At 61.6% G+C, this 22,420-nt stretch carries 21 protein-coding genes and 1 riboswitch; of the genes, 10 read left to right on the forward strand and 11 right to left on the reverse strand.

Annotated elements, in window-relative coordinates; genetic code table 11:
• Nucleotides 1-21 precede the first annotated feature (21 nt).
• The 6 genes from NB311A_RS17415 (at nt 22) to NB311A_RS17440 (ending at nt 5,685) form a co-directional block, all read left to right on the forward strand.
• Complete coding sequence (locus NB311A_RS17415; RefSeq protein ID WP_009799919.1) at nt 22-1,314, forward strand: glycosyltransferase family 87 protein; 1,293 nt, start codon at nt 22-24, stop codon at nt 1,312-1,314.
• A gap of 33 nt (nt 1,315-1,347) precedes the next feature.
• Nucleotides 1,348-2,754, forward strand: coding sequence for a M20/M25/M40 family metallo-hydrolase (locus NB311A_RS17420; protein WP_009799920.1), 1,407 nt, complete (start codon nt 1,348-1,350; stop codon nt 2,752-2,754).
• Between the two features lie 417 nt (nt 2,755-3,171).
• Complete coding sequence (locus NB311A_RS17425) at nt 3,172-3,996, forward strand: hypothetical protein (RefSeq protein ID WP_009799922.1); 825 nt, start codon at nt 3,172-3,174, stop codon at nt 3,994-3,996.
• Nucleotides 3,997-4,128: 132 nt separating this feature from the next.
• Nucleotides 4,129-4,542, forward strand: a complete 414-nt coding sequence (locus NB311A_RS17430; protein ID WP_009799923.1) for a MucR family transcriptional regulator — start codon at nt 4,129-4,131, stop codon at nt 4,540-4,542.
• Between the two features lie 155 nt (nt 4,543-4,697).
• Complete coding sequence (locus tag NB311A_RS20870) at nt 4,698-5,075, forward strand: helix-turn-helix domain-containing protein (protein WP_009799924.1); 378 nt, start codon at nt 4,698-4,700, stop codon at nt 5,073-5,075.
• The gene (locus NB311A_RS17440; RefSeq protein WP_009799925.1) at nt 5,062-5,685 is read left to right on the forward strand and encodes a DUF6456 domain-containing protein; all 624 of its coding nucleotides are present in this window, start codon (nt 5,062-5,064) and stop codon (nt 5,683-5,685) included. The genes NB311A_RS20870 and NB311A_RS17440 overlap by 14 nt, the downstream gene beginning before the upstream one ends.
• A 105-nt stretch (nt 5,686-5,790) precedes the next feature.
• On the opposite strand, the gene NB311A_RS17445 is transcribed toward NB311A_RS17440, so the two are convergent.
• Nucleotides 5,791-6,219 (reverse strand): SufE family protein, encoded by a 429-nt coding sequence (locus NB311A_RS17445; RefSeq protein WP_009799926.1) that lies wholly within the window; start codon nt 6,217-6,219, stop codon nt 5,791-5,793.
• A gap of 76 nt (nt 6,220-6,295) precedes the next feature.
• Complete coding sequence (locus NB311A_RS17450) at nt 6,296-6,712, reverse strand: DUF5330 domain-containing protein (RefSeq protein WP_040675897.1); 417 nt, start codon at nt 6,710-6,712, stop codon at nt 6,296-6,298.
• 425 nt (nt 6,713-7,137) lie between these two features.
• Here NB311A_RS17450 and NB311A_RS17455 point away from each other — a divergent pair, with 425 nt between their 5' ends.
• Nucleotides 7,138-8,964 carry a PAS domain-containing protein gene (locus NB311A_RS17455; RefSeq protein ID WP_083780510.1) on the forward strand — a complete coding sequence of 609 codons (1,827 nt, stop codon included), beginning with the start codon at nt 7,138-7,140 and terminating at the stop codon, nt 8,962-8,964.
• A 22-nt stretch (nt 8,965-8,986) separates the two neighbouring features.
• A complete protein-coding gene (locus tag NB311A_RS17460) occupies nt 8,987-9,541 on the forward strand; it encodes a peptidoglycan-binding domain-containing protein (protein WP_009799929.1) in 555 nt (184 codons plus the stop codon).
• A gap of 77 nt (nt 9,542-9,618) precedes the next feature.
• On the opposite strand, the gene NB311A_RS17465 is transcribed toward NB311A_RS17460, so the two are convergent.
• Nucleotides 9,619-11,697 (reverse strand): TonB-dependent siderophore receptor, encoded by a 2,079-nt coding sequence (locus NB311A_RS17465; protein WP_009799930.1) that lies wholly within the window; start codon nt 11,695-11,697, stop codon nt 9,619-9,621.
• A gap of 111 nt (nt 11,698-11,808) precedes the next feature.
• Nucleotides 11,809-12,006: riboswitch (cobalamin riboswitch) on the reverse strand.
• Nucleotides 12,007-12,428: 422 nt separating this feature from the next.
• Nucleotides 12,429-13,130, reverse strand: a complete 702-nt coding sequence (rpe, locus tag NB311A_RS17470; protein WP_009799931.1) for a ribulose-phosphate 3-epimerase — start codon at nt 13,128-13,130, stop codon at nt 12,429-12,431.
• A 229-nt stretch (nt 13,131-13,359) separates the two neighbouring features.
• Here rpe and NB311A_RS17475 point away from each other — a divergent pair, with 229 nt between their 5' ends.
• Complete coding sequence (locus tag NB311A_RS17475; protein WP_009799932.1) at nt 13,360-14,562, forward strand: outer membrane beta-barrel protein; 1,203 nt, start codon at nt 13,360-13,362, stop codon at nt 14,560-14,562.
• Here the strand turns inward: NB311A_RS17475 and NB311A_RS17480 are convergent, their stop codons facing one another.
• Together NB311A_RS17480 and NB311A_RS17485 are read right to left on the reverse strand one after the other, a co-directional pair.
• Nucleotides 14,563-14,820: a hypothetical protein gene (locus NB311A_RS17480; RefSeq protein WP_040675836.1), complete on the reverse strand. Its 258-nt coding sequence runs from the start codon at nt 14,818-14,820 to the stop codon at nt 14,563-14,565. It abuts the gene before it with no gap.
• A 136-nt stretch (nt 14,821-14,956) separates the two neighbouring features.
• Nucleotides 14,957-16,003 (reverse strand): P1 family peptidase, encoded by a 1,047-nt coding sequence (locus NB311A_RS17485; protein ID WP_009799934.1) that lies wholly within the window; start codon nt 16,001-16,003, stop codon nt 14,957-14,959.
• A gap of 150 nt (nt 16,004-16,153) precedes the next feature.
• Between NB311A_RS17485 and NB311A_RS17490 the strand changes: the two genes are divergently transcribed.
• Nucleotides 16,154-16,888, forward strand: a complete 735-nt coding sequence (locus NB311A_RS17490) for a cytochrome c biogenesis CcdA family protein (protein ID WP_009799935.1) — start codon at nt 16,154-16,156, stop codon at nt 16,886-16,888.
• A 177-nt stretch (nt 16,889-17,065) separates the two neighbouring features.
• Here NB311A_RS17490 and NB311A_RS17495 read toward each other — a convergent pair whose 3' ends face one another.
• From NB311A_RS17495 to NB311A_RS17515, 5 genes are all read right to left on the reverse strand, one after another.
• Nucleotides 17,066-18,181: a branched-chain amino acid ABC transporter substrate-binding protein gene (locus NB311A_RS17495; RefSeq protein WP_009799936.1), complete on the reverse strand. Its 1,116-nt coding sequence runs from the start codon at nt 18,179-18,181 to the stop codon at nt 17,066-17,068.
• A 183-nt stretch (nt 18,182-18,364) separates the two neighbouring features.
• Complete coding sequence (locus NB311A_RS17500; protein WP_009799937.1) at nt 18,365-19,108, reverse strand: ABC transporter ATP-binding protein; 744 nt, start codon at nt 19,106-19,108, stop codon at nt 18,365-18,367.
• Nucleotides 19,105-19,941, reverse strand: a complete 837-nt coding sequence (locus tag NB311A_RS17505) for an ABC transporter ATP-binding protein (RefSeq protein ID WP_009799938.1) — start codon at nt 19,939-19,941, stop codon at nt 19,105-19,107. Before NB311A_RS17505 ends, NB311A_RS17500 begins: the two co-directional genes overlap by 4 nt.
• Nucleotides 19,938-21,263, reverse strand: coding sequence for a DUF3382 domain-containing protein (locus tag NB311A_RS17510; protein ID WP_245257029.1), 1,326 nt, complete (start codon nt 21,261-21,263; stop codon nt 19,938-19,940). The genes NB311A_RS17505 and NB311A_RS17510 overlap by 4 nt, the downstream gene beginning before the upstream one ends.
• A 70-nt stretch (nt 21,264-21,333) precedes the next feature.
• A complete protein-coding gene (locus tag NB311A_RS17515) occupies nt 21,334-22,248 on the reverse strand; it encodes a branched-chain amino acid ABC transporter permease (RefSeq protein ID WP_009799940.1) in 915 nt (304 codons plus the stop codon).
• Between the last annotated feature and the right edge of the window lie 172 nt (nt 22,249-22,420).

Below are 22,420 nucleotides of genomic sequence, written 5' to 3' on the forward strand. Positions count from 1 at the left end.
TCGCCGCGTGACAACGGAAAAATGCTCGTGCTGAGATGGCCGTCGCTCCGGCGCCCGCTGGATATCCTGTTTCTCCTGGCCTGCATCCTGCTGACCGCCGACGTTCTTGTCCCGGAAATCTGGGGACACGGTAAGACGAAGGATTATCCGCTGTGGTACTGGGCCGGGCAGCAGGTCCTGTACGGTGGCGATCTGTATCCGCAGGGGCTGAACGACGGCTTTGCCTTTCTTTACCCGCCGCTGTCGGCCATTCTGCTCGCCTTGCCGAGCATATTCGGAAAGGTTCCGCTGTATCTTGGTCTGTGCCTTCTCAATGCCGCCGCATGGTGGATGACGGCGCAGCTCTCCAACGCCATGACAGGGTCGGGCAGGGCGCCTAGTCCCTGGCTCGAAGCCCTGCCGGGCATCGTGATGATCCCCTTTGTCTTCGATATGTTCGATCTCGGGCAGCCCAACCTCGTCCTTCTTGCGATGATGCTGCTCGGATTCTGGTTCCTGCGGCAGGGGCGCGGGTGGTTGTCGGGAAGCATGTTTGCGCTCGCGGCGGCTATCAAGGTCTTTCCAGTCGCCGTGCTGCCGTATCTGCTTTGGCGCCGCTATTGGAAGAGTGCGATAAGCATGGTCGCGTTCCTGGGCGTGTTGCTGTTTCTTGTGCCGGCCCCGATCCGCGGCTTCGACCGCAACGTTTCGGAGCTGACCACATGGTACCGCGGAATGATCGGATCGAATTCGGAGCATGGGTTTGGGCAGCGTGACGCCCAGAACTGGTCCTGGGTCAATCAGTCCATCATCGCCGTCACGCATCGGCTTGTGCGTCCGATCAATTATAACCAGATCGATCCCGCCAAACCGGCGCAGTTCATGAATGTCGCCGATGTCGATTACAGGACGGCGAACTGGATCGTGCTGGCTGTGTTCGCCACGATAGGGTTGGGCTTCATCGCCATCATGCCGGCGCGGGCGAGCATGACGCAGCGATCGATCGCCGAGGAGATCGGGATTCTGTTCTGCCTGATGACGCTCGCATCGCCGCTGGCTCGCCAGTATTATTTTGTATGGCTGTTCTTTCCGATCACGGTTCTGTTTCATCGCACCGCGCTCGATTGTCGGCCCGGAGCGCAGGCGGTCTCGCGCCTGGCGCTCGGCGCGTCATTCGCGCTGATGGCGCTGGCGCTGCCGCCATTTCCGAAACTTCTTCAAGCCGCCGGAAACAACCTCGCGGCGACTTTCGTACTGGTCGCCGCCTTGGCCTGGCACATCCTTGACTCGCCACCGGAAAGCGATCTGCATCCGGTCGCGCAACCGCGAAGCTGAGCAATCCGGCCCGTAACTCGAGGGGAAACTGAAATGTCCGGCACGTCGCAACTGCAAACCGTCCTCGACCACATCGACGCCGATTTCGACAATAGCCTGGAGCGGCTGTTCGCGCTGCTGCGCATCAAATCGATCTCGGCTGATCCGGCCTTTATTAACGATTGCAAAGCGGCGGCCGATCATCTCGCGGCCGATATCGCAACGCTGGATTTTGCCGCCGAGGTTCGCCCGACCGAAGGCCATCCCGCGATCGTCGCCAAAAGCAACGGCAACACCGGATCACGGCCACATGTTCTGTTTTATGGCCACTACGACGTCCAGCCGGCCGATCCACTGAATCTGTGGCATCGTCCGCCGTTCGACCCGGTCGTCACCAGCCATGCGGACGGGCGCAAGATCATCGTGGCGCGCGGCGCGGAAGACGACAAGGGTCAGTTGATGACGTTTGTCGAGGCCTGCCGCGCCTGGATGTCGGTAACCGGTTCGTTGCCGCTGGATGTGACGATCCTGATCGAAGGCGAAGAAGAGGTGGGTTCGAAAAACTTCGTGCCTTTCCTCGAACGGAACAAGAAGGATCTTGCCGCGGATTTCGCTTTGGTGTGCGACACCGGCATGTGGGATCCCGACACGCCGGCGATCACCACGTCGCTGCGCGGTCTGGTCTATGAGGAAGTGATCATCAAGGCCGCAAACCGCGACCTGCATTCCGGTCTTTTCGGCGGCGGCGCTCAAAACCCGATCCGGGTTCTGACCCGAATCCTCGGCGGCCTCCATGATGACGACGGCCGCATCGCTATTCCCGGCTTCTACGATGGCGTGAAGGATTTGCCGTCCGACATTCGCGCTCAATGGGCTAAGCTCGATCTGACGCCGGATCGGTTCCTGAAGCCGATCGGACTCTCGATCCCTGCGGGGGAAAAGGATCGTTTGCTGATCGAGCAGCTATTGTCGCGACCGACCTGCGACATCAACGGGATCGTCGGCGGCTATACGGGAGAGGGGTCCAAGACGGTGATTCCCGCGCAGGCGTCGGCGAAAATCTCGTTCCGTCTCGTCGAGGGTCAGGAGCCCGGCAAAATACGTGACGCCTTCCGTGCTTTCGTGAAGGAGCGTGTGCCGGCGGACTGCTCCGTCGAGTTTCTCGATCACGCCGGCGCGCCCGCGATTGCGCTCGACTGGAATATGAAGCCGCTGGCGGCCGCGAAGCAGGCGTTGACCGACGAATGGAATAAGGAGGCGCTGTTGATCGGCTGTGGCGCGTCGATTCCGATCGTTGCCGATTTCAAGACCTCACTGGGGCTCGACACGGTGCTGGTCGGCTTCGGCCTCGATGACGACAACATCCATTCTCCCAATGAGAAATACGACCTGAAAAGTTTTCATAAGGGCATCCGGTCGTGGGCGCGGATCCTTGCCGCGCTTGCGGAAGCACCGCGCTGAAGCCATCTTCGGGCTTCATGTGCAAACGCCGCCCGGAATTGGACGGCGTTGGATTGACGTGTAGAGGCTGATGACTGAGCCTACACCAAATCCGGCGCGCAGACAAATTCGAACGGAGTCGCGCCCTGGAGCTGGTTCTGGCATTCCCTGCCGCCGCTGAATTGAACCATTCCCGCCATTCGCAGTTGACCTCATCGCCATCGTGTTGTCGGTAGCGGTGGTCGAATTGGCGAGCGGCGACAACCGATAGCGTGGCTGTTAGAGCATGATCCCGACCCGAAGGGCCGCGCCAGCGCAAAGTGGAAACCGGTTTTCGGAAAAGATCATGCTCAAACAAAAGATAATCGACGAGTCTGATTCAACGCAGTTGAAACAGAGTTTCGGCGCCTGTCGTCGCCGGGGGGACGGAGCTTTTGGATGAGCGTGCTTTTGGTCGCCGGGTTCGGTGTATTCGTGACCGGTCTGGTGACGGTCGCCTTCGGGATTTCCATCAAGGAGTTCAGTTTCGGCGATACCCTGGTTGTATCCGGTGCGGTCGTATCCTGCACAGGCCTGATGATGATCAGCCTGTCGATCGTCGTTCGCGAATTGCGAGGGGTCGCGGACCAACTCGGCTCCGGAGCGGTTGCTGATCAAGATGGCGGCGTTCGCGCGAGCGGCGTCCGCGCGTCCCTTCCGCCGGACAGACGCATCGATGATGGTCCGCCGCGGTCTGACGGCGATCGGGTAGCATCAGGTCTGAAAAGCGATCCCAGCGCCACGCCCTCCGCCCTGTCGCCTCGCTGGCAGGCGGAAGTGGTCGACCGCGACGGCGCGACCGTTGTCTCCGCCCCGGATGCTGAGCTTCCGGCATTTTCCGACTCGCCATCGCAGCCCAAACCACGACGCAACCTTCTATTTGCGTCCATGATGAAGGAGCGCGAGCGGGCGGTCGCGGAACGACCGGGCTCCGCCGGCTTGTCTGCGCCCGCGATCCGTGCTGCTGATCGTGACATGCCGGGAACGGCATCGAGTGAGGCGCCCCGGCCAGCATTAAGGGCCGATCACCTGTCCGGCCCTGCGGATCACAACGGCTCCCCGGTCACCGTGGTGAGGTCCGGCGTTGTCAACGGAATGGGCTATTCGCTTTACTCCGATGGCTCGATCGACGCGCAGCTTCCGGAAGGAGTGATGCGATTCGCGTCGATTGATCGTTTGCGCGCCCATCTTGATCAAAGCCCCGATCGATCCTTCCCCAAATAAAATTCCGCGTGTGCGTGCGCGCTGTTCTTGTCATGCCGGCGGCAATCCGCTCATATCATCCTGCTGCGTAACGGCCGATTCTGATCGCATTCCGAGCGGATCGATGCTTTACGATCCGGAAAATTTGAGATCATGAGCGATTCAGCGGGTAAAAGCTTTCTCGACCTCACGGCGGAGATCGTATCCGCCTACGTCAGCAACAATACGACGCCAGCCTCGGAAATTCCCGTCCTCATCAGCCAGGTGCATGCGGCTCTGATGCGCGTGTCTTCTGGCCGCAGCGAATTACCGGTGGAACCGGTCAAGCCGGCGGTGCCGATCAAGAAATCCATGACGGCCGACTACCTGGTCTGTCTGGAGGACGGAAAGCGCTTCAAATCGCTCAAGCGCCATTTGCGGACGCAATACAACATGAGCCCCGAGCAATATCGGGACAAATGGAAGCTTCCCGCGGATTATCCGATGGTCGCCCCCAATTACGCGGTCACGCGATCGCAACTGGCCAAGGACATGGGCCTTGGCCAGCAGCGCCGGCGCCGAAAATAGCCCAAGGGGTTTTCGGCTACCGATCGTTAGGAATAATATCCGAAATCGACGCCTGTCGATACCTCCAGGCATTTCAAATTTTGAAGAAAATGCTATCCCCGGGGCAAAAATAGCCTCTAGGGTATAGGATATTATTCCTAGAGAGGGTTTTCTCCATGCTTCTGACCCATCTGTCACCCGCATCCCTCGGGCGATCGCGAACCTCGACAAGGCGAATCTGTCGCGATATCGCGCGGCTTGTCGCCGAGGAGTTCGAGATCGATGCTGCGGCGATGATGGCGCCGACTCGTGGTGCGCCGCGCGCCGCATTTGCCCGGCAGGTCGCCATGTATCTGGCGCACGTCGGCTTTGCCTTGAGTTTCGAGGCAATAGGCCGTGCCTTCGATCGCGATCGCACCACGGTCTCGCATGCATGCCGCGTCGTTGAAGACAGCCGCGATGACGCCGGACTCGATCGCCGCCTCGCGGCGCTGGAGGCGATGTGTACGATTTGCGGTGAATGCCTCGACGGAACGTCCCATGTCGACATCTAATCGCGGCGGCAGGCAATCGTCGCGTCGTCCCAAAGGGCGGCCGGTTGAAATTGTGGACCGGTTTCGTGCGCAGCATCTCGCGCTGGCCGAACGCAAGATCATGACCGATGAAGGCGTTGCCACCGTGATGGCCGATGACAGCGAGAGCCCTCTTGCCTGGCTGGCGCGCCGCAAAGGCCGCGACGGACGCGCCATGATCAGCCGGGATCAGTTCATGGCCGGCGAAAGATTGCGCGCGGATTTTACGCGCGGGAATCTCACGCCCCGGGTGACCTCGAACTGGTCGGCGCCGACCGGAGGACGCCCGCGCGGGTGCGGAGCCGGCCCCTGCGAGATGACCGATCTGATCGTCGCGGCGCGGCAGCGCGTGCGGCTGGCGCTGGAGGCGTGTGGACCGGAATTTTCCGGCTTGCTGATGGATGTCTGCTGCTTTCTTCGCGGGCTCGAAGATGTCGAACGTGAGCGCGGCTGGCCCTCGCGGTCGGCGAAAGTCGTGCTGCAACTGGCGCTGGACAGGCTCGCCCGCCACTACGGCTTTCATGCGCGTGCGGAAACGAGCGCCCACGTGCGGACGTGGCTGGCGAGCGATGCGAGGTTCACGAGCGGCTAGAGCTGTTCCGAACGGGGAGGCTTGCTCGTCGCTCGTGCGCCTCGCATTCCCCCTTGCTCCAGCCAGGACATGATCTCGAAATTCGAGAACCGGCTCTGATCGGCCTCAGGCTGCGGCGGCCAGCGCTTCGCGCGCGTCCCTGCGGATGCGCTCGACCATGGCGCGCAGCCCGTTGGAGCGTTGCGGCGTCAGATGCTCGCGGAAGCCGAGTTCATCGAAGACGGCGATCGCGTCTGTGTCCAGGATGTCCTGCGGCTTCCTACCGGAATAGAGTGTCAGCAGGATCGCGATCAATCCTCGCACGATATGCGCATCGCTGTCGCCGATATAGGTCAGCACCGGGTCGCTGTCCGCGCCGCGGCTGGCTTTAAGCGACAGCCAGACCTGACTGGTGCAGCCCTGCACCTTGTTCGCGGCGGTGTGTTCAGCCTCGCTCATGGGCTCAAGGGTGCGCCCGAGTTCGATGACGTACCGATACCGGTCGTCCCACTCTTCCAGCAACTCGAAGTTGTCCCTGATCTCGTCGATCGTCATCGCGGCTCGTGTGTCATGTGTCCCACCCGGCCTATATAAGGCCACGGGCGCATAAAATCGATACAAACCAGGCAGTCTATGGGGATTGTTCCCCGGGAGCGGCCATCGGAGCAGCGAGATGCCATTCCACCTCCAGATCCTGCGGGATCAGGGTTCCGTGCTGCGTATCGCCGGAAGCCGCCGCTTCGACGGAGGGGACGGCGTCGATCGACCCGGTATGGTCGGGAGGGCGCTTCTCAGTGATGATCCGGTAGAGCTTTCTTGCGCCGTCCTGCGCGCGCTGGCCGATTGCGGAGGCAGCCTGGCCGCCGACCTCGCAGGCAGCCGGTTGGCGCTTGCAGAATTGACTCATGTCCGAGACGGCGGCTGTGGCGGCCGATACGGCTTCGGAAGCCCCGATCCGGGGTTCCTTGTTCGCCTCGGGCGCCTCATCCCTCGGCAGCAGCACGAGCACGAGCCCGAGCCAGAATGCCATGCGAAGCAGGAAAAACATGTCGCGTCCCCATGCGTCTTTGATCTTCGTCGCGTTGCGTTGAATTCCGCAATCTGGTCCCTTTCTTATCAAGTGGTCCTGAATCCCGCGTTTGTCCGCGACCTTCGGACCAACAAAATCCCGCAAACGGCGGCCAAATTTGATTCGGCGTAAATTTTCGATTGAGGCATGTAGCGACTGCGGTCGACGACACTATCGTCGCTTCGCGGCATCATCGGTACAGAGTGGTGGAAACCTTGCGTTCACCATCTGCACCGAATGAAGGCGCTGCAAAGCGACAAAGAGCGATCTGTGCGTACTGTTTCGTGATGAGGAGCTGCGCCTTAGCGTTCGCTTAAGTTCACTCTGACACGTTGAATCCACAAATGGAGGCGTTCCAGCGCGTCGGACAAGACGTAAGCTGAAGCGCAGGCGACGTGACCGCATTGACCATTATCCAGGACCGCCTCGACGCGTTGCTGCATCCGTCGGCGCGATACGACGCGTTGACGCGAGCGCGTCATCGAACCTTCATGGCGCCGCGGCTGCTCGGCAGCCTGGTCGCGCTCGCGGCGTTTCCGATGTATCTGGCCCTCCGCGGTGCGCCGACGGCGCTGGAAGTGGCGGCTTTCGCCTGGCTCGTCGTGCCGATTTTGCTGTCTTATTTCCTGTCACGGACTGGCCGCTATGAAGGCGCCCACGTGCTGTCGTCGATCGCGTTTGCCGGTCTCGTCATGATGATCGCGATACCGACCGGCGGAATTGAATCGTTCGCTGCCGTCTGGCTCGTTGTGGTTCCGCTGGAGGCGGCGCTGTCAGCGTCCCGCCGCGTCATCGCCTTCGCCTCGATGCTGGCAGTGTCGTGCGTGCTCGCGCTGATCTCGATAAGTTATTTTGATGTTTTGCCACCGTCCGATGCGGGCGCGGCGGCGCATGGCGTCTTCATGGCGTTCGGTATTGCGTCCGCCACGCTCTATGCCGCTGGAGTGGCGTTCGGCTGCGAAGTCTTGATGCGCACCGGCGCCTCGTTGCTGAACGTCGAGGAAGACCGTTATCGCCTGCTGGCGCGCCACATGGGCGACGTGATTTCGCGCCACAGGCGCAATGGCGCTGTCCAGTTCATTTCGCCAGCCGCGGAATCCCTGCTCGGCGTTCCGGTGTCGGAGTTGCAGGATCATGGTCTGTTCGACCGGGTTCACGTCGCTGATCGCCCGGCCTATCTCACCACGCTCGCGGCGGCTGCACTGGGTAAGGGCGCCCAGAGCGTCGAATTCAGGCTCAGGCGCGAAGCCGCGTCCGATGCGAGATTCGAGGCGCACCTTTCGGGGGATTTCATCTGGGTGGAAATGCGGTGCCAGCCGCTCGAGTCGTCCTCTCCGGCCGAACCGGAAGTGGTCGCGGTGATGCGGGAGGTTACCGACCGGAAGCAGCAGGAGCACGCGCTGGATCTGGCGCGAACCGCGGCCGAGCGCGCCGACGCCGCCAAGACGCGGTTTCTCGCGACCATGAGCCACGAACTGCGAACGCCCCTCAATGCCATCATCGGATTTTCGGAGATGATCGTTCAGGAGGCGACCCTGCCGCTCGATGCCACGCGCCGCAAGGAGTATGCCCAGCTCATCAACGATTCCGGCCAGCATCTGTTATCGGTGGTCAACAGCATTCTCGACATGTCGAAAATGGAATCCGGAAGTTTCGAGATATTGCCCGAGCCGTTCGCGCCGCGCGAGGTGCTGCTCAACGGCTGCAACCTGCTCGCGCTCAAGGCGCGCGACAACGGCATCGAGCTGGTCACGCGCGTACCGGAGAATCTGCCGCAGATGATCGGCGATCCGCGCGCGTTCCGGCAGATCGTTCTGAACCTGGTGTCGAACGCGATCAAGTTCACCGAGCGGGGCGGCCGTGTCACGATCTCCGCGCGCGTCGAGGGAGCGCGCATGGTGCTGCGGGTGATGGACGACGGAGTCGGCATCGCGCAGGAAGATCTCAAGCGGATCGGCGACCCCTTCTTCCAGGCCGGGAAAACCTATCAGCGCCGTCATGAAGGGACCGGACTCGGCTTGTCGATCGTCAAGAATCTCGTCGAGTTGCACCGGGGCGAGATCGACGTGCAGAGCAAGGTGGAGGAGGGGACCACGGTCACCGTCATGTTGCCGCTGACGCTGACGCTCGTACCCGACGCTGAACCGCCATCGAGCAACATCGCGACGCTGACGCCGGCCTCCCGCTCCGGCAAGCAGGATCAAGGTTATCGGGTGAGGAAGAGTGCCTAGAAAAGTTGTTGGAGAGGATGGGATGCGGCCGCGCCGTCGCAGCGGGGCAACCAGGAAGATCGAGGTTGACGAAGAGCCTGGTCTGGCGATGCGCATTCTCCTGCACAGCCCGAAGGATCTGGTCGCCGGAGGCCTGGCTTTTGCCGCCGCCGGCGCGATCGTCGCCAACGCCATGTTCATGCAGGCCGGTCATCATCCGTCGCCGATATTCGGATCGGCTGTCCCGATGCCGCCGGTGCAACAGGGCAGTCCGCTGCCGCGGCCTCGACCGGTCGAGGCGGAGCGGGCCGAGCCGCGCGCGAGCGCGGCGGATGCAGCCGCCAATTCCGTCAAGCCGGCCGGCCCGCATAGCGATCCCGTTGCCGACATCATCAATGCGAATCGCCGCGTCGCCGCCGTGCAGCGGGCGTTGACGGAATACGGCTATGGTCAGTTGAAGCCGACAGGAACGGTCGGGACCGAAACTCAGGCCGCGATCCGGAAATTCGAGCAGGCGCGCCAGATGCCGGTGACCGGCCAGATGTCGGATCGCCTCGTGCGCGAGCTCGCGGCCCTGACCGGGCGGCCGATCGATTAGAGCATTTTTCGGCGAAGCATGTCCTCAGGCCAAGCCCGAGGACATGCTTCGCTCGAAAACGCTCCAACCATCGAGAACTATCGCACCCCGTAGCTGGCCACCCGGATGCCGCCGAAAACCGCGAGGCCCGGCGCGAGGAATCCGGTCGGATTCTGGTAGCGGATGTCGAGCAGATTATCGATCCGTCCGAATACCTTGACCTGGTCGTTGAGCGCATAGTCGCCGCGCAAATTCACCAGCGTGTAGCCCGGCGCGACAATTCCGGAGGCCGAACCGTCGCGGGTGACATCAAGCCAGTTGCTGACGCGGAGCACTGTCGCCGACAACGTCAATTCATCGAGGGGAAGCCAGGTCGCGGTCGCGCTCCACTTTTCCTTGGGCCGGCGCAGCAGTTGCAGGCCGGTGGCTGCGTTGACGGCGCGGGTGAAGGTGTAATCCGCGCGGATTCCGAAACGTTCGGTGATCTGTGCCGAAACGAAAGTCTCGGTGCCTTCGGTCGTCGCGCTGTTCACGTTCACCAGCGATGTGAACGTGGCGTTGTAGTCGATAAGGTTGGTGATGTCGTTATGGAAGTAGGTCGAGCCGAACCGTACGCGATGGTTGAACAGGGGTTGCTCGAAACCGGCATCGTAGCCGCGGCTATCTTCCGGTTTCAGGTTGGGATTGGCGAAGAAATTGAAAGTCGGATAGTCCCGAAACAACTGGCTCAGCGAGGGCGCCTTGAATCCCGTGCCGTAGCTTGCTTTCAGTTTTGTTTCCGTGACGGGAACAATGACCGCCGGCGCGATCCGGTAAGTCATGCGTCCGCCGAACAGGTCGTTGGAGTCCTGGCGGACATTGGCCACGAGGAAGAGGCGGTTCGCGAAAGCCGATTGCAACTGGACGAAACCAGCCTTGTTGCCGTTCCTTGCGGCAAAATCGGCGGTATCCATGCGGTCGGTCTGATGCTCGGCGCCGACGATCAGATGGTTGTCATGCGTAATTTCGGCCACGGTGCGCCAGTCGAACTTGAGGCGCTCGCCCGTGGTGATCGCTCCAGCGGGATCGCCGGGGCCTATATCGTAGGCTCTGCTGTTGGTGAAATTGAGACCGAAGTAGCTCTGGACGCGTCCGTCGAACAGAGACCATACGGCTTCCTGGCGGTTGAAGAGTTGCTGGACGCTGTGCGTGCTCTGGCTGGCGTTGGGGGTGCTTGGAAACCCGCCGTCGCCCGTGAATAGCAGCGTCGCGTCGGTATAGCGGGTCACCGAATTAACGGTCAGATTTTCATTGAGATCGACGCCGAGCTTGGTCGAATAGGTCATGTTGTCATAGTTGTTTCCGATCGCTTGCCGTCCTGGCGGAAGAAGCTCCGGCGGTGTGACGGGAACGTCTCCGGCATGAAGATGGGCGACGTTGACCGCGTAGTTGAAGTTTCGTTCGGCGCCGCTCACTCCGAGCGTCTGGTTGAAGGTTTTGAACGAGCCTGACTCGAGTGAGCCGGTGACTCGCGGCGGACCCTCTCCCTTTTTTGTGATGATGGAGATGACGCCGCCGATCGCGTCGGAGCCGTAAAGTCCGCTCTGCGGACCCCGGAGGATTTCCATTTGCTGGATGTCCGCCGTAAGGAGATGCGCATAGTCGAACGCGCCGTTCGAATTGGCAGGATCGCCGATGTCGATTCCGTCGAGGATCACCTTGGTGTGGTTGGCGTTGGTGCCGCGCATGAAGATCGAGGTCTGGGCGCCCGGTCCGCCGGCTTGCACCACGTTCAGGCCGGGAGCCGTCCTGAGGATGTCCGGAACGCTGCGATGCTGCTGGGTCTGGATATCATTCTCGGTGATGACCGTGATGGAACTCGCCAATTGCGCAGCGGGCGTCACGACTCCGGTGGGGCTGACCACGGTCGAACCCGGTGTGCCCGGAGCATGAGTATCAGCGGCAGGAGCTTGTCGAGGAGCGGAGCGGGCCGCACGGCGCGAGCGCGAAGCCGCGCGGCGCATGGGTGCTGTCGTTCTTTCCGGCGGCGGCGCGATCCGAATCGGAGGCAGCAGATTGGGAGAGGCGGATTGCTGCGCGCTCGAGGGCGTATTCAGGCCGATCGATCCCAGCGAGGCGAGAACGGCGGAGGCTAGCAGGCTTCTGCGATAAGCCCCGGACACGAAGGCGGCGGACATGAAAAAACCTCGGCAGGACGTCAGTGGCACGTCACAGCGAACGAGGTTTCACGGGAGCCTGCGCGGGCGCCGATGAAGCGGATGTCTGTAATCCCCGACTGACATCTTCGCGTGTGACCACGGTTTGACGGCAGGTCTCCTGGCTCGCGGGTCGTTACCTGGCGTCGCCTTCCCGGGGCCGAGATATCCCAGTGGCGTATGACGCAGATTCACCGCTTACAGTTGCGGGGGCAGCCGTGGCGTTGGGATGATTCCGCACCACGTTCCCTTTTGATCTCCCGAAGGAGAACCGTCGCCGATCTGTTTGGAAGGGAACAAAGTCGATGTCAATCGACGGGGCGATCGAACTCCGGCTTTTCCCCGTCGCGTTGCATATCCGCAGCACGAGCAACAAGAGCGTTTTCGAGCGAAGTGGACACCGGTTCGCATGAAGAAAACGCGACAAAACAAAATCATACAGCCCGCTTCTGATTCCATCGGAAGCGGGCTGTAGAGCGTTTTCGAGCGAGGTGGGTACCGGTTCGCATGAAGAAAACGCGTCAAATCAGAATCTGAGAGCCCCGCTTCTGATTCAATCAGACGCGGAAAGGCTCTGGTCGCCGCCGGCGAGACCTGCTTTGTCTCTATTCTCGATCGTATGCTGGCGACGTGAGCAGGCCGCCGCGCAGGTGGACTTGCGAACTGACTTGCTCCGGACGGAAGTCATACACCGTGGGTAGGGGGCGTTTGCGTCAGACCACTTCGCCGCGCGCGGCAGCGGCGGCGTTGCGGATCGCGTCCATGTTCGCCTTGTAGGACTCCATCGTGCCGCCCTTGAACACCGCGGAGCCTGCCACGAAGGCGTTGGCGCCGGCGGCGGCAAGATCACCCGCAACGTCGGGTCCAACCCCGCCGTCGACCTCGATGTCGATCGGGCGTCCCCCGATCATCGACCGCAAATCCCGAATCTTGCCGACCGCCGAGGAAATGAACTTCTGGCCGCCGAAACCGGGATTGACCGACATCACCAGCACCAGGTCGACCATGTCGAGCACGTATTCGAGGGTAGACAGCGGCGTCGCGGGATTGAGCGTGACCCCCGCCTTCTTGCCGAGGCTGCGAATGGCCTGCAGCGAGCGGTGCAGGTGCGGTCCCGATTCGACGTGAACCGTGATGTGGTCGCAACCGGCCTTGGCGAAGGCTTCGAGGTAGGGATCGCACGGTGCGATCATCAGATGGGCATCGAAAATCTTCTTCGTGTGCGGGCGCATCGCCTTGATGACATCGGGCCCGTAGGAGATGTTCGGCACGAAATGGCCGTCCATCACGTCGAGGTGGATCCACTCGGCCCCCCCCTGATCGACGGCGCGAACCTCCTCGCCAAGCTTCGAGAAGTCCGAGGCCAGGATCGACGGTGCGATGACGAGAGGACGCGGCGCAAAAGTCTGGGACATGAACGTTTCCGGAAATTTCAGCGGAGCTTGAGAGAGCCCCGCGTAACATGGGCCGCGCCCGGGGGCAATGCGCGGCGGGAGTCAGCGCTTGTCTTATCGGCGGCGGCTCGCGCGCGGTAGTCTTGGGTTCGCCGCATCCGCATCATTGCGCAGTCCGCGCCGATTTTCATGATCCGATAACCATACGCCACAAGTATTCGCTCCTTATTCTAAGTAATATGTGGGGCGTATGTATCTACCGAAAGTATTCCTTCTCGCCGGTTGCCTCGGTCTCGCCGGTTCCCAGGCTTGTGCCGAAAGCGACTTCACCGCTTCGTTCCGGTTGCGCGGCGGATTCGATTCCAATCCGCTATTTTCAATCGGACAGAGCAGCGGCAGCGCGTTCGTCGCCGCCGACACGGCATTGGCTGCCGGTATGAAGGCCGACGGCTACACGCTGGGTGTCGCCGCGGAAGCGACTGCCACTCATTACGCGCATCCGCAGATCACGCCAGCGCGTGGCGGCAAGGTGATCCTGCGCGGTTCGATCGGCGATGACGATCTGAGGCTGGATTCCACATCGACCGTCGCCGATGTCAGCACCTACTCTCTACGCTCGGCCGAATTGATACAATCGGTCCGGGCGGAAGCCAGGCGCGGGCCGATTAAGTTGTTCGCGACCGCGGAGGGAGGCCGGTCGAGCCTGAATCAGGCCAACGCGATCTTTCAGGATTTTCTCCCCGACCCCCAGCAATATCTGCGAGGTACACTGATCCCCGGCGTTAGTCTCGTCCGTGGGAAGTTCGAAGTCGGTGCGTCCGTGAACCTGTCGGCACGGCGCTACCTGCGGGAGTTCGATGTGTTCGGCTATCGTCGCGACAATGAGAGGGTGCAACCGTTTCTGTTCGCCAAGTATAGCGGTGATGCCGTGACCGCCTTCGGCTCCGTCTCACGGTTGTACGGGACATGGCACGATCCCGATTTTACCAATGTCGATCGAATTCTGTTCGATGCGAGTTTAAGCTGGCGTGCAGCGCCTTTTGGGATTGATCTGACGGCATGGCGACGTGCGAGCGAAACCACGTTTCCCATTTCGCCGATCACGATCGACACCGCTTATTCAGCGAGGGTCTCGTGGAATTGGGAGCCGAAGGTGACGTTGGCCGCTTCAGTCGGCTATGCGGCGACGGAGTATCTGGATTCGCCTTTCCGTGCGCGTACTCTTACGTATGGAATCGGCGCGATCCGTGACTTTGACAATGATCTGAGCGTCGGCATCGATGTCGCCTATGCAATGGGTGCGCTAATCTCGGGGGATGACTTGAGCGGGCTCGTGGTGATGTCGTCGATCACGAAGCGCTTTTCCGCCACTCCGTCGGAGTCGAACAAACATTCGGTCGTCGGACCAGCGGCGTGCGGACGGGAATGCCCCGTCCGCCTTCCATCACCCTAGCTAGTGGCAGCCGCATCCGCCGCCGAGCAGTCCGCCCGAAGCAAGGCTGCGGCCGAGCACCGCGCCGAGCACGCCGCTTTTGCCCATGGTGACCGCGGTGTTGACAACCAGCGCGCCACGTCCGTTGAGCAGCCCGGCCACGCCGCCGCGGCCGGTCAGCACGTTCGCCCCGATGCCGATGCCCTGGCCCTTGTTGGCGAAAGCCGGCGCGCTCATGAACGCGCTGACGACTGCGGCGAGAACGAGAATTTTCTTCATGACGGTTCTCCTTGTTAGATGCGCGACATTGCGCATGAGGAGAACATCCGCTGGTCAAACCGCTACTTCAAGTTGTACTATAAACTGACCTTAAATACCTCGTATAATCCAAGTATATACACGAATTATACTTGAACTATATACCCCCATGCCTCGGGAAAAAACCCATGTGGCCCGAACGGGATCGGCCTGCAAACCGATCCTTCCATGCCGGTAATGCATCCGGAAATGGAAGTGCTTTCGCTTCATAGACGCCGCGTGCGATCGCGCGAGCCACCGTGTTGGCCGCGACCATTCCGAGCTCGGTCAGTCCGACGAGTGGATCGAGTGGTTTGGCCCCTGTAGCGGCAGCGAATACGATATCGCCGTCTAGCGGAGCGTGAACTGGATAAATCGCCCGTGCGAAACCGGTTTGCGCCATGATCGCAAGCCGTCTGGCTTGTGGCTTGGTGAGCAGGGCATCGGTGACGACGATGGCGAGTGAGGTGTTTTCACCGGCATTCGCTGTCGCTCCGCCCTTCAATCGCATCGCCAGCATCTCCGGCGTGAACGACGGCGGCAACCCGCGTCCGCCGTATTCGCCGCCGGATTCAAATGGCGCCGCCCAGAACCAGGGGCCGTCTCCCACTGTAACGCTGCCGACGGCATTCACCACGGCGAGCGCTGCCACCCGCACGCCGCTTGGCGTGGCCGCCGAAGCGGAGCCGATCCCGCCCTTCAAGTTGGCGGTCGTCGCGCCGAGGCCGGCGCCGGTGCTGCCGAGCGCGAAATCGTCTCCAGCCGCTGCTGCCGCGGCGTAGCCGAGATCGCGATAGGGCGCGAAACGGCCCCACTTCTTGTCGCCACCGTTCAGGAGATCGAACACGACGGCGCCGGGCACAATGGGGATGACAGCGTCGCCGATCGCAAAGCCGCGCCCCTGTTCGGCGAGCCAGGCCTGAACGCCGCCGCCGGACTCGATCCCGAAAGCGGAGCCGCCTGACAGCGTGAGTGCGTCGATCCGCTCTACCGTATTGACCGGGTCGAGCAGGGTGCTGTCGCGCGTGCCCGGTCCCCCACCACGCACGTCCATCGCGGCGACGATCGGGGCATCGAAAAGCACCGCCGTGACGCCTGACGCCAGCCGCGCATCGTCTGCGTGGCCGACGCGGACCCCGGAAATGTCGGTGAGCAGGTTCTTCATGATTCAGCCTCGCTTGTGGGTGGTGGGGAACGGCTCACGGGCAGAGGAGGACGCCCACGAGCCCGATTCAACCGATCACATCCGATCACAAATGTCGCGGGAAGAACCGAAGCTCTTGCATCGCGAGGCGATGACAGGGCAAGTAGCCGCATGATTCACGACGTTTCCGTTCCCGCCGCCATGGTCGCGGGTCTTGTCAGTTTCCTGTCGCCCTGCGTCCTTCCGCTGGTGCCGCCCTATCTGATCTATCTCACGGGCGCCACCATCGAACACGTTTCTAACGACGAGTCACCGAAGGCATCGAAGCGGGCCGTGATGCTTGCCGCCTTGATGTTTGTGTTCGGCTTTTCGACGGTCTTCGTCGCGCTGGGCGCGAGTGCGAGCTTCGTCGGTAGTTTGATCCGAGCCTGGTCGGCGCAATTGTCGATCGTCGCCGGCATCGTCATTATCGTCATGGGCCTGCACTTTCTCGGGCTGACCCGAATCGGCTTTTTGATGCGCGAGGGACGGCTCACCGCGCCGAAGCCGGTCGGATTATGGGGCGCGTATGTGATGGGGCTCGCTTTCGCCTTCGGGTGGACGCCATGTATCGGGCCGATCCTGGCGGCGATCCTGTCGGTGGCGGCGGCGGAGGCCACTGTCGTAAAGGGAGCCGGTTTGCTTGCGGTGTATTCGGCCGGCCTCGGCATTCCGTTCCTGCTGGCGGCATTCATGATTGAACAGTTTTCCTCGCTGCTCAACCGGATGAAGCGTCATCTTATCAAGATAGAACGGGGAATCGGCGTGCTGATGGTGTTGACCGGAATTGCATTTCTCACCGGAACGATCTCCAACGTCAGCATCTGGCTGCTGGAGACCTTTCCGGCGCTACAGAATTTCGGATGATAGGAGGGGGTGTTTGACTTTTACTCTCGCCCGGCAGAGGAGATATTCATTAAGGATGTCCCGTCGCCTCCGGAAGAGATAAAATGCAATGATCGCGTGCAGATCGTGATGAGGCGCACAAGGTCTTCCCCCGCTTTCGTGGAAACGATTGCCAAGAATTGAGAGGAGCGCCGTGATTCAGATGGCAGGGTCGATCTCGGCATAGTTGCCTTTGTCATCCCACTTGTAGATGACATAGTCGATCTTCTTGATGTCACCTTTCGCATCAAATTCCAACTTGCCGAGAACGGTGTCCCACGCGCCTGCCTTGATGACTTTCATCACCTTCATGGGATCCGTCGTACCCGCTTTCGCAACGGCCTGTGCCCACACCTGCATCGCGGCATAAGTGTAGAGTGTGTAGCCTTCCGGATCGATGCCCCTGGCCCTGAATTTTTCAACGATCGCCTTGGCTGTCGGCTTGTTGCGCGGATCCGGGCCGAAAGTGAAGAGCGTACCCTCGGCAAGCGGACCGGTGATGGAGGCAAACTTCTTGTCGTTCAGGGCGTCGCCCGCCATCAGAATGGTCTTGAGGCCCTGATCACGCATCTGGCGCAAGATCAGTCCGGCCTCCTGATAATAGCCTCCGATGAACACCAGATCGATGCTGTCGCGCTTCAGACGGGATACGATGGAGTTAAAATCCTTGTCGCCCTTGTTGTAGGATTCGAACATCTTCTCCTGGAATCCAGCCTTGTTTAGCGCCTTCTTGATTTCGTCGGCGAGACCCTTGCCGTAGGTGGTCTTGTCGTTGAGGATGGCGACGTTCTTGTCCTTGAAGTTTTTGATGATGTATTCGGCGGCCACGATGCCTTGCTGGTCGTCGCGTCCGCAGACGCGCAGCACGTTCCACAGCTTGCGTTCCGTGAACTGAGGATTGGTGGTGGCCGGTGTGATCTGCAATACGTTGCCATCAGCGTAGGCTTCGGAAGCCGGAATGGATGATGACGAGCAGAAATGCCCGGCGACGAACGGAATGCCCCGGCTTGCGATTCGTTCAGCGATGGAGCGCGCTTGTTTCGGGTCGCAGGCATCGTCGCCGACAAACAGCGTCAGCTTTTTGTTAAGCACGCCGCCCCCATTGTTGGCATCGACGAGGAACTGTTCGGCGCCGTTCTGCAATTGGCGACCGAAAGCGGACTCGCTGCCCGTCATCGGGCCGGCCACCGCGACGGTGATATCCTGGGCGAAAGTCGGGACCGAGAGCGTGAGGAAGGCGCAAAGGGCCAGACCGATCAGCTTCAATGATTTCATTCGAGCGAGCCTCGCGGAGGTGGTCGGGTTGTTTGCTGTTGCGCGGGCATTGTCCGATGATTTGCCGCCGGTGTCATGGATAAAATTCTTGAGCGCCGTTTTTACTGGGTCATCGTCACTCGGTCCCGCCTGGTCAGTGGAGCGGATTCGTATTCGTCGCTGGTCGGGCGAGTGGTGCTCACCTCAGGCGTGGCGGCCGCCTTCGAGATAGGCCGCGCGGATTTCCGGGCGTTGCAGCAGCTCCATGCCATCGCCGCTCATCGTGATCAGCCCGTTGACCATCACATAGCCGCGATGGGCGAGGCGAAGGGCATGATTGGCGTTCTGCTCGACGATCAGCACTGTGAGACGGTCCTCGCAGTTCAATGTGCGGATGGCGCTGAAAATTTGCCGGGTGATCAGCGGCGCGAGACCAAGCGAGGGCTCGTCCAGCAATAACAGGCGCGGGCGGCTCATCAGCGCGCGACCGATCGCCAGCATCTGCTGCTCTCCACCGGACAGGGTGCCGCCGCGCTGCTCCATGCGTTCCTGGAGGCGCGGGAACAGGTTTAGTACCCGCTCGAGGCTGACGGCTCGCTCGGCCTTGCTGCCGGGCGTGGCGTCCGCGCCCATCTGCAAATTCTCTCTGACGGTCATGCGCGGAAAGATGCGTCGCCCTTCCGGGGATTGCGCGATGCGCAGCCGCGCTACCTCATGCGTCGGCATCGAGCTGATGTTCTGGCCGTCGAACAGGATTTCGCCGGCGCGGGCGCGGGGACGGCCAAAAATGGTCATCATCAAGGTCGATTTTCCGGCGCCGTTAGCGCCGATCAGCGCGACGATCTCGCCGGCCTGGATATCGAGATCGATGCCCTTCAGTGCTTCGATCTTGCCATAGGCGGCGCGAAGCCCGCGAATGGCGAGCAGGGGCGTTGTCGCGGCGCTCATGCGCCGCTCTCCATCACGGCGGCGGCGGTGTCCTCGTCGGCGCCGAGATAGGCTGCGATGACCTTTGGATCGTCGCGCACCGCGCGCGGGGTGCCGTCGGCGATCTTGACGCCATGGTCGAGCACGACGATGTGGTCGGAGATTTCCATCACCACGCTCATGTCGTGTTCGATCAAAAGGATCGAAGTGCCGAAGTCGCTGCGGATCGACAGCAAGAGTTCGCTCAAACCGGCGCTCTCGTTGGCATTGAGTCCCGCGGCTGGCTCGTCAAGGCAGAGCAGCGCGGGGTGCGCGCACATGGCGCGCGCGATTTCAAGGCGACGCTGGTCGCCGTAGGCCAGATTGCCCGCGGCGTCATCGGCGCGTTGCAGCAGGCCGATGCGGTCGAGCCAGTTGCGGGCTGAATCGATCGCCTGCCTTTCCGCGGACCGGAACGACGGAGCGCCTATCAAGCCAAGCAGGCCGAAGCCGGACGCACGCATCAAGACATTGTGCTGCGCGACCATCAGGTTCTCCAGCGCCGTCATGCCGGGAAACAAGCGGATGTTCTGGAAGGTGCGCGCCACTTTAGCATACTTGCAGATGCGGAAATCACGCAGACGATCAAGCCGGAAGGTCGCGCCGTCGTCGTGCACCAGGCGCATGGCGCCTTGCGAGGGCCGATAGAAACCGGTGACGCAGTTGAACACCGTGGTCTTGCCGGCGCCGTTCGGCCCGATCAGCGCGGTAATGTGGCGGCGCTGCGCGGTGAACGACAGTTCGTTGATGGCGAGGATGCCTCCGAAGCGCATCGTCAATCCGTCAACGGAGAGAATGGGAGCAGGCGTCGTCATCCACGGCCTTCCTTGACCAGCGACGACGCTATCTCGGTCTGTTTTTGCAGGAACACGGTGGGAGCGCGGTGGCTGACGAGGCCGCGCGGCCGCCAGATCATCAACAGCACCATGACTCCGCCGAACACCAGCATGCGAAACTGGTCGAGGCCGCGAAACAACTCGAACCCACCGATCATCGCAATCGCGGCGAGCGCCACGCCGAGCTGCGAGCCCATCCCGCCCAGGACGACGATGGCGAGCACCAGCGCCGATTCCTGAAAGGTGAAGGACTCGGGGCTGATGAAGCCCTGCCGGGTCGCGAAGAACGCGCCCGCGAAGCCGCCGAACATCGCGCCGATGGCGAAGGCCGAGAGTTTTGTTGTGGTGATGTTGATGCCGAGCGCCCGGCAGGCGACCTCATCCTCGCGCATTGCTTCCCACGCGCGGCCGATCGGTAGTCGCCGCAGTCGTATGGTGACCCAGTTCGTCAGCAGCGCCAGCGCCAGGATGATGTAGAACAGGAAGACGAGGCGATGCGTGGGCGAGAACGGCACGCCGATCAGCGCCGCGAAGCCGTCTTCGCCCGGTGTGAGCGGGATGCCGAACACGGTGGGGCGCGGGATGCCGCTGATCCCGTTCGGCCCGCCGGTCAGTTCCTGCCAGTTGAGGATGACCAGCCGGATGATCTCGCCGAACGCCAGCGTGACGATCGCGAGATAGTCGCCGCGAAGCCGCAACACCGGGAAGCCGAGCAGCATGCCCCAGAATGCGGCGAGCAGGCCGGAGACCGGCAATAGCACCCAGAACGCCCAGGGGCCGGGTTGAAGGAAGTTGATCGCGATATAGGGAGAGGCTTCCGTGAAATATGGGAATGGCAGGCCGCTTTGCGCCAGCAGCGCGTAGGAGTAGGCGCCGACGGCGTAGAAAGCCACGTAGCCGAGATCGAGCAGTCCGGCGAGACCGACCACGATGTTGAGACCCCAACCCAACATCACATAGGTCAGGACGAGAATTCCAAGATCGAGCAGGTAGCGCTGATTGTAAAAGATCACCGGCACCAGCAGAGCGAAAAGCAGAAGAGCGGGCGTCAGCAGGCGGCCCAGCATCGCGAATGCACGGCGCACGGTTTCCGGCAGTTCGACAGGGCCGATGGATCCAGTCCAACGCTTGAGTGTTTCGACGATGATGCTGCCGACGAACACTGCGCCGACTGCGGCCGCGAGTTCGCCGAACCGGGTCCAGTAGGTCAACTGTCCGGACGGGCCGGATTCGGTGCGGATGCCGATCATGAGCGAGAACAGCACCAGCGCGAGCAACGCGCTCACGACCGCGTTCTTCATGATGAACACGATGCCACGATCGCGCACTGTGGTTTGTTGGCTCAGAGCGGGCGCTGCCACGTCCGGACCGTCAGACTTTTTCGATTTCAGGACGGCCAAGCAGGCCGGTCGGCATGAAAATCAGCACGACGATCAGGATGGAGAAGGCGGCGACATCCTTATACTCGATCGAAAAGTAAGCCGACCAGAACGTCTCGATCAATCCGATCGCGAGCCCCCCGAGCATCGCACCGGGCAGCGAACCGATGCCGCCGAGAACCGCGGCCGTGAATGCCTTGATGCCGGCGACGAAACCCATGAAGAAATCAACCAGGCCATAATACAGCAGGTACATCATGCCGGCGACGGCAGCGAGTGACGCGCCGATCACGAAGGTCATCGAGATGGTGCGATCGACATTTACGCCGAGCAGCGCCGCCATGGTCTGGTCCTGCTCGCAGGCGCGCATGTCACGGCCGAAGCGCGTGCGCGACACGATGTAGCTGAAGATCGCGAGCAGGACGATGGTGGTGACCATCACCACGATCTGGACGTTGGAGAGCTGAACCGCGAAGTTTCCGGAATCGCGCAGCGTGTAGCCGCCGGTGATGAGCGGCGGGATGGGCTTGACCTGTGCCCCCTGGGAAACCTGCGAAAAATTCATGAGCACGAACGACATGCCGATCGCCGACAGCAGCGGAGCGAGTCGAAACGACTGGCGCAGGGGCCTGTAGGCGATGCGCTCGACGACCCAGCCGTAAACGGCGGTGACGGCCATTGAAACAATGAGCATGACGAGCAGGATCAGCGGCACGGCGGAGAGGCCCATCGACACCAGGATCAGGAAGGTGATCAGCGCGATGAAACCGCCGATCATGAAGATGTCGCCGTGAGCGAAATTGATCATGCCGACGATGCCGTAAACCATCGTATAGCCGATCGCGATCAGCCCGTAGATCGAGCCGAGCACGACGCCATTGATGAGTTGCTGGGCAAAATAGTCCATGCGCGGCCGTAATCTGCGTATCCCGAATGCGACTATGTCAGACGTGATGGGCTCCGGCAGCCGGGCCGGCGCGTCTTGAATCAATGTCTAACAGTGGCAATCGAGTGCGGCAACCGCAGCAATTCAGGGAGCCGGCGGTTGTGCATTTCGCCGGCATTCGTCCGCTCGGCGG

Source organism: Nitrobacter sp. Nb-311A (assembly GCF_000152905.1).
Classification (GTDB): domain Bacteria; phylum Pseudomonadota; class Alphaproteobacteria; order Rhizobiales; family Xanthobacteraceae; genus Nitrobacter.

Bases quoted from the DNA above. Each gene is read 5' to 3' on its own strand.
- NB311A_RS17480 (WP_040675836.1), bottom strand. From the start codon at position 14,820: ATGAAGAAAATTCTCGTTCTCGCCGCAGTCGTCAGCGCGTTCATGAGC.
- NB311A_RS17445 (WP_009799926.1), bottom strand. From the start codon at position 6,219: ATGACGATCGACGAGATCAGGGACAACTTCGAGTTGCTGGAAGAGTGG.
- NB311A_RS17460 (WP_009799929.1), top strand. From the start codon at position 8,987: ATGCGGCCGCGCCGTCGCAGCGGGGCAACCAGGAAGATCGAGGTTGAC.
- rpe (WP_009799931.1), bottom strand. From the start codon at position 13,130: ATGTCCCAGACTTTTGCGCCGCGTCCTCTCGTCATCGCACCGTCGATC.
- NB311A_RS17495 (WP_009799936.1), bottom strand. From the start codon at position 18,181: ATGAAATCATTGAAGCTGATCGGTCTGGCCCTTTGCGCCTTCCTCACG.
- NB311A_RS17430 (WP_009799923.1), top strand. From the start codon at position 4,129: ATGAGCGATTCAGCGGGTAAAAGCTTTCTCGACCTCACGGCGGAGATC.
- NB311A_RS17465 (WP_009799930.1), bottom strand. From the start codon at position 11,697: ATGTCCGCCGCCTTCGTGTCCGGGGCTTATCGCAGAAGCCTGCTAGCC.
- NB311A_RS17475 (WP_009799932.1), top strand. From the start codon at position 13,360: ATGTATCTACCGAAAGTATTCCTTCTCGCCGGTTGCCTCGGTCTCGCC.
- NB311A_RS17490 (WP_009799935.1), top strand. From the start codon at position 16,154: ATGATTCACGACGTTTCCGTTCCCGCCGCCATGGTCGCGGGTCTTGTC.
- NB311A_RS17505 (WP_009799938.1), bottom strand. From the start codon at position 19,941: ATGACGACGCCTGCTCCCATTCTCTCCGTTGACGGATTGACGATGCGC.
- NB311A_RS17500 (WP_009799937.1), bottom strand. From the start codon at position 19,108: ATGAGCGCCGCGACAACGCCCCTGCTCGCCATTCGCGGGCTTCGCGCC.
- NB311A_RS17425 (WP_009799922.1), top strand. From the start codon at position 3,172: ATGAGCGTGCTTTTGGTCGCCGGGTTCGGTGTATTCGTGACCGGTCTG.
- NB311A_RS20870 (WP_009799924.1), top strand. From the start codon at position 4,698: ATGCTTCTGACCCATCTGTCACCCGCATCCCTCGGGCGATCGCGAACC.
- NB311A_RS17515 (WP_009799940.1), bottom strand. From the start codon at position 22,248: ATGGACTATTTTGCCCAGCAACTCATCAATGGCGTCGTGCTCGGCTCG.
- NB311A_RS17415 (WP_009799919.1), top strand. From the start codon at position 22: ATGCTCGTGCTGAGATGGCCGTCGCTCCGGCGCCCGCTGGATATCCTG.
- NB311A_RS17485 (WP_009799934.1), bottom strand. From the start codon at position 16,003: ATGAAGAACCTGCTCACCGACATTTCCGGGGTCCGCGTCGGCCACGCA.
- NB311A_RS17510 (WP_245257029.1), bottom strand. From the start codon at position 21,263: ATGAAGAACGCGGTCGTGAGCGCGTTGCTCGCGCTGGTGCTGTTCTCG.
- NB311A_RS17440 (WP_009799925.1), top strand. From the start codon at position 5,062: ATGTCGACATCTAATCGCGGCGGCAGGCAATCGTCGCGTCGTCCCAAA.
- NB311A_RS17450 (WP_040675897.1), bottom strand. From the start codon at position 6,712: ATGTTTTTCCTGCTTCGCATGGCATTCTGGCTCGGGCTCGTGCTCGTG.
- NB311A_RS17420 (WP_009799920.1), top strand. From the start codon at position 1,348: ATGTCCGGCACGTCGCAACTGCAAACCGTCCTCGACCACATCGACGCC.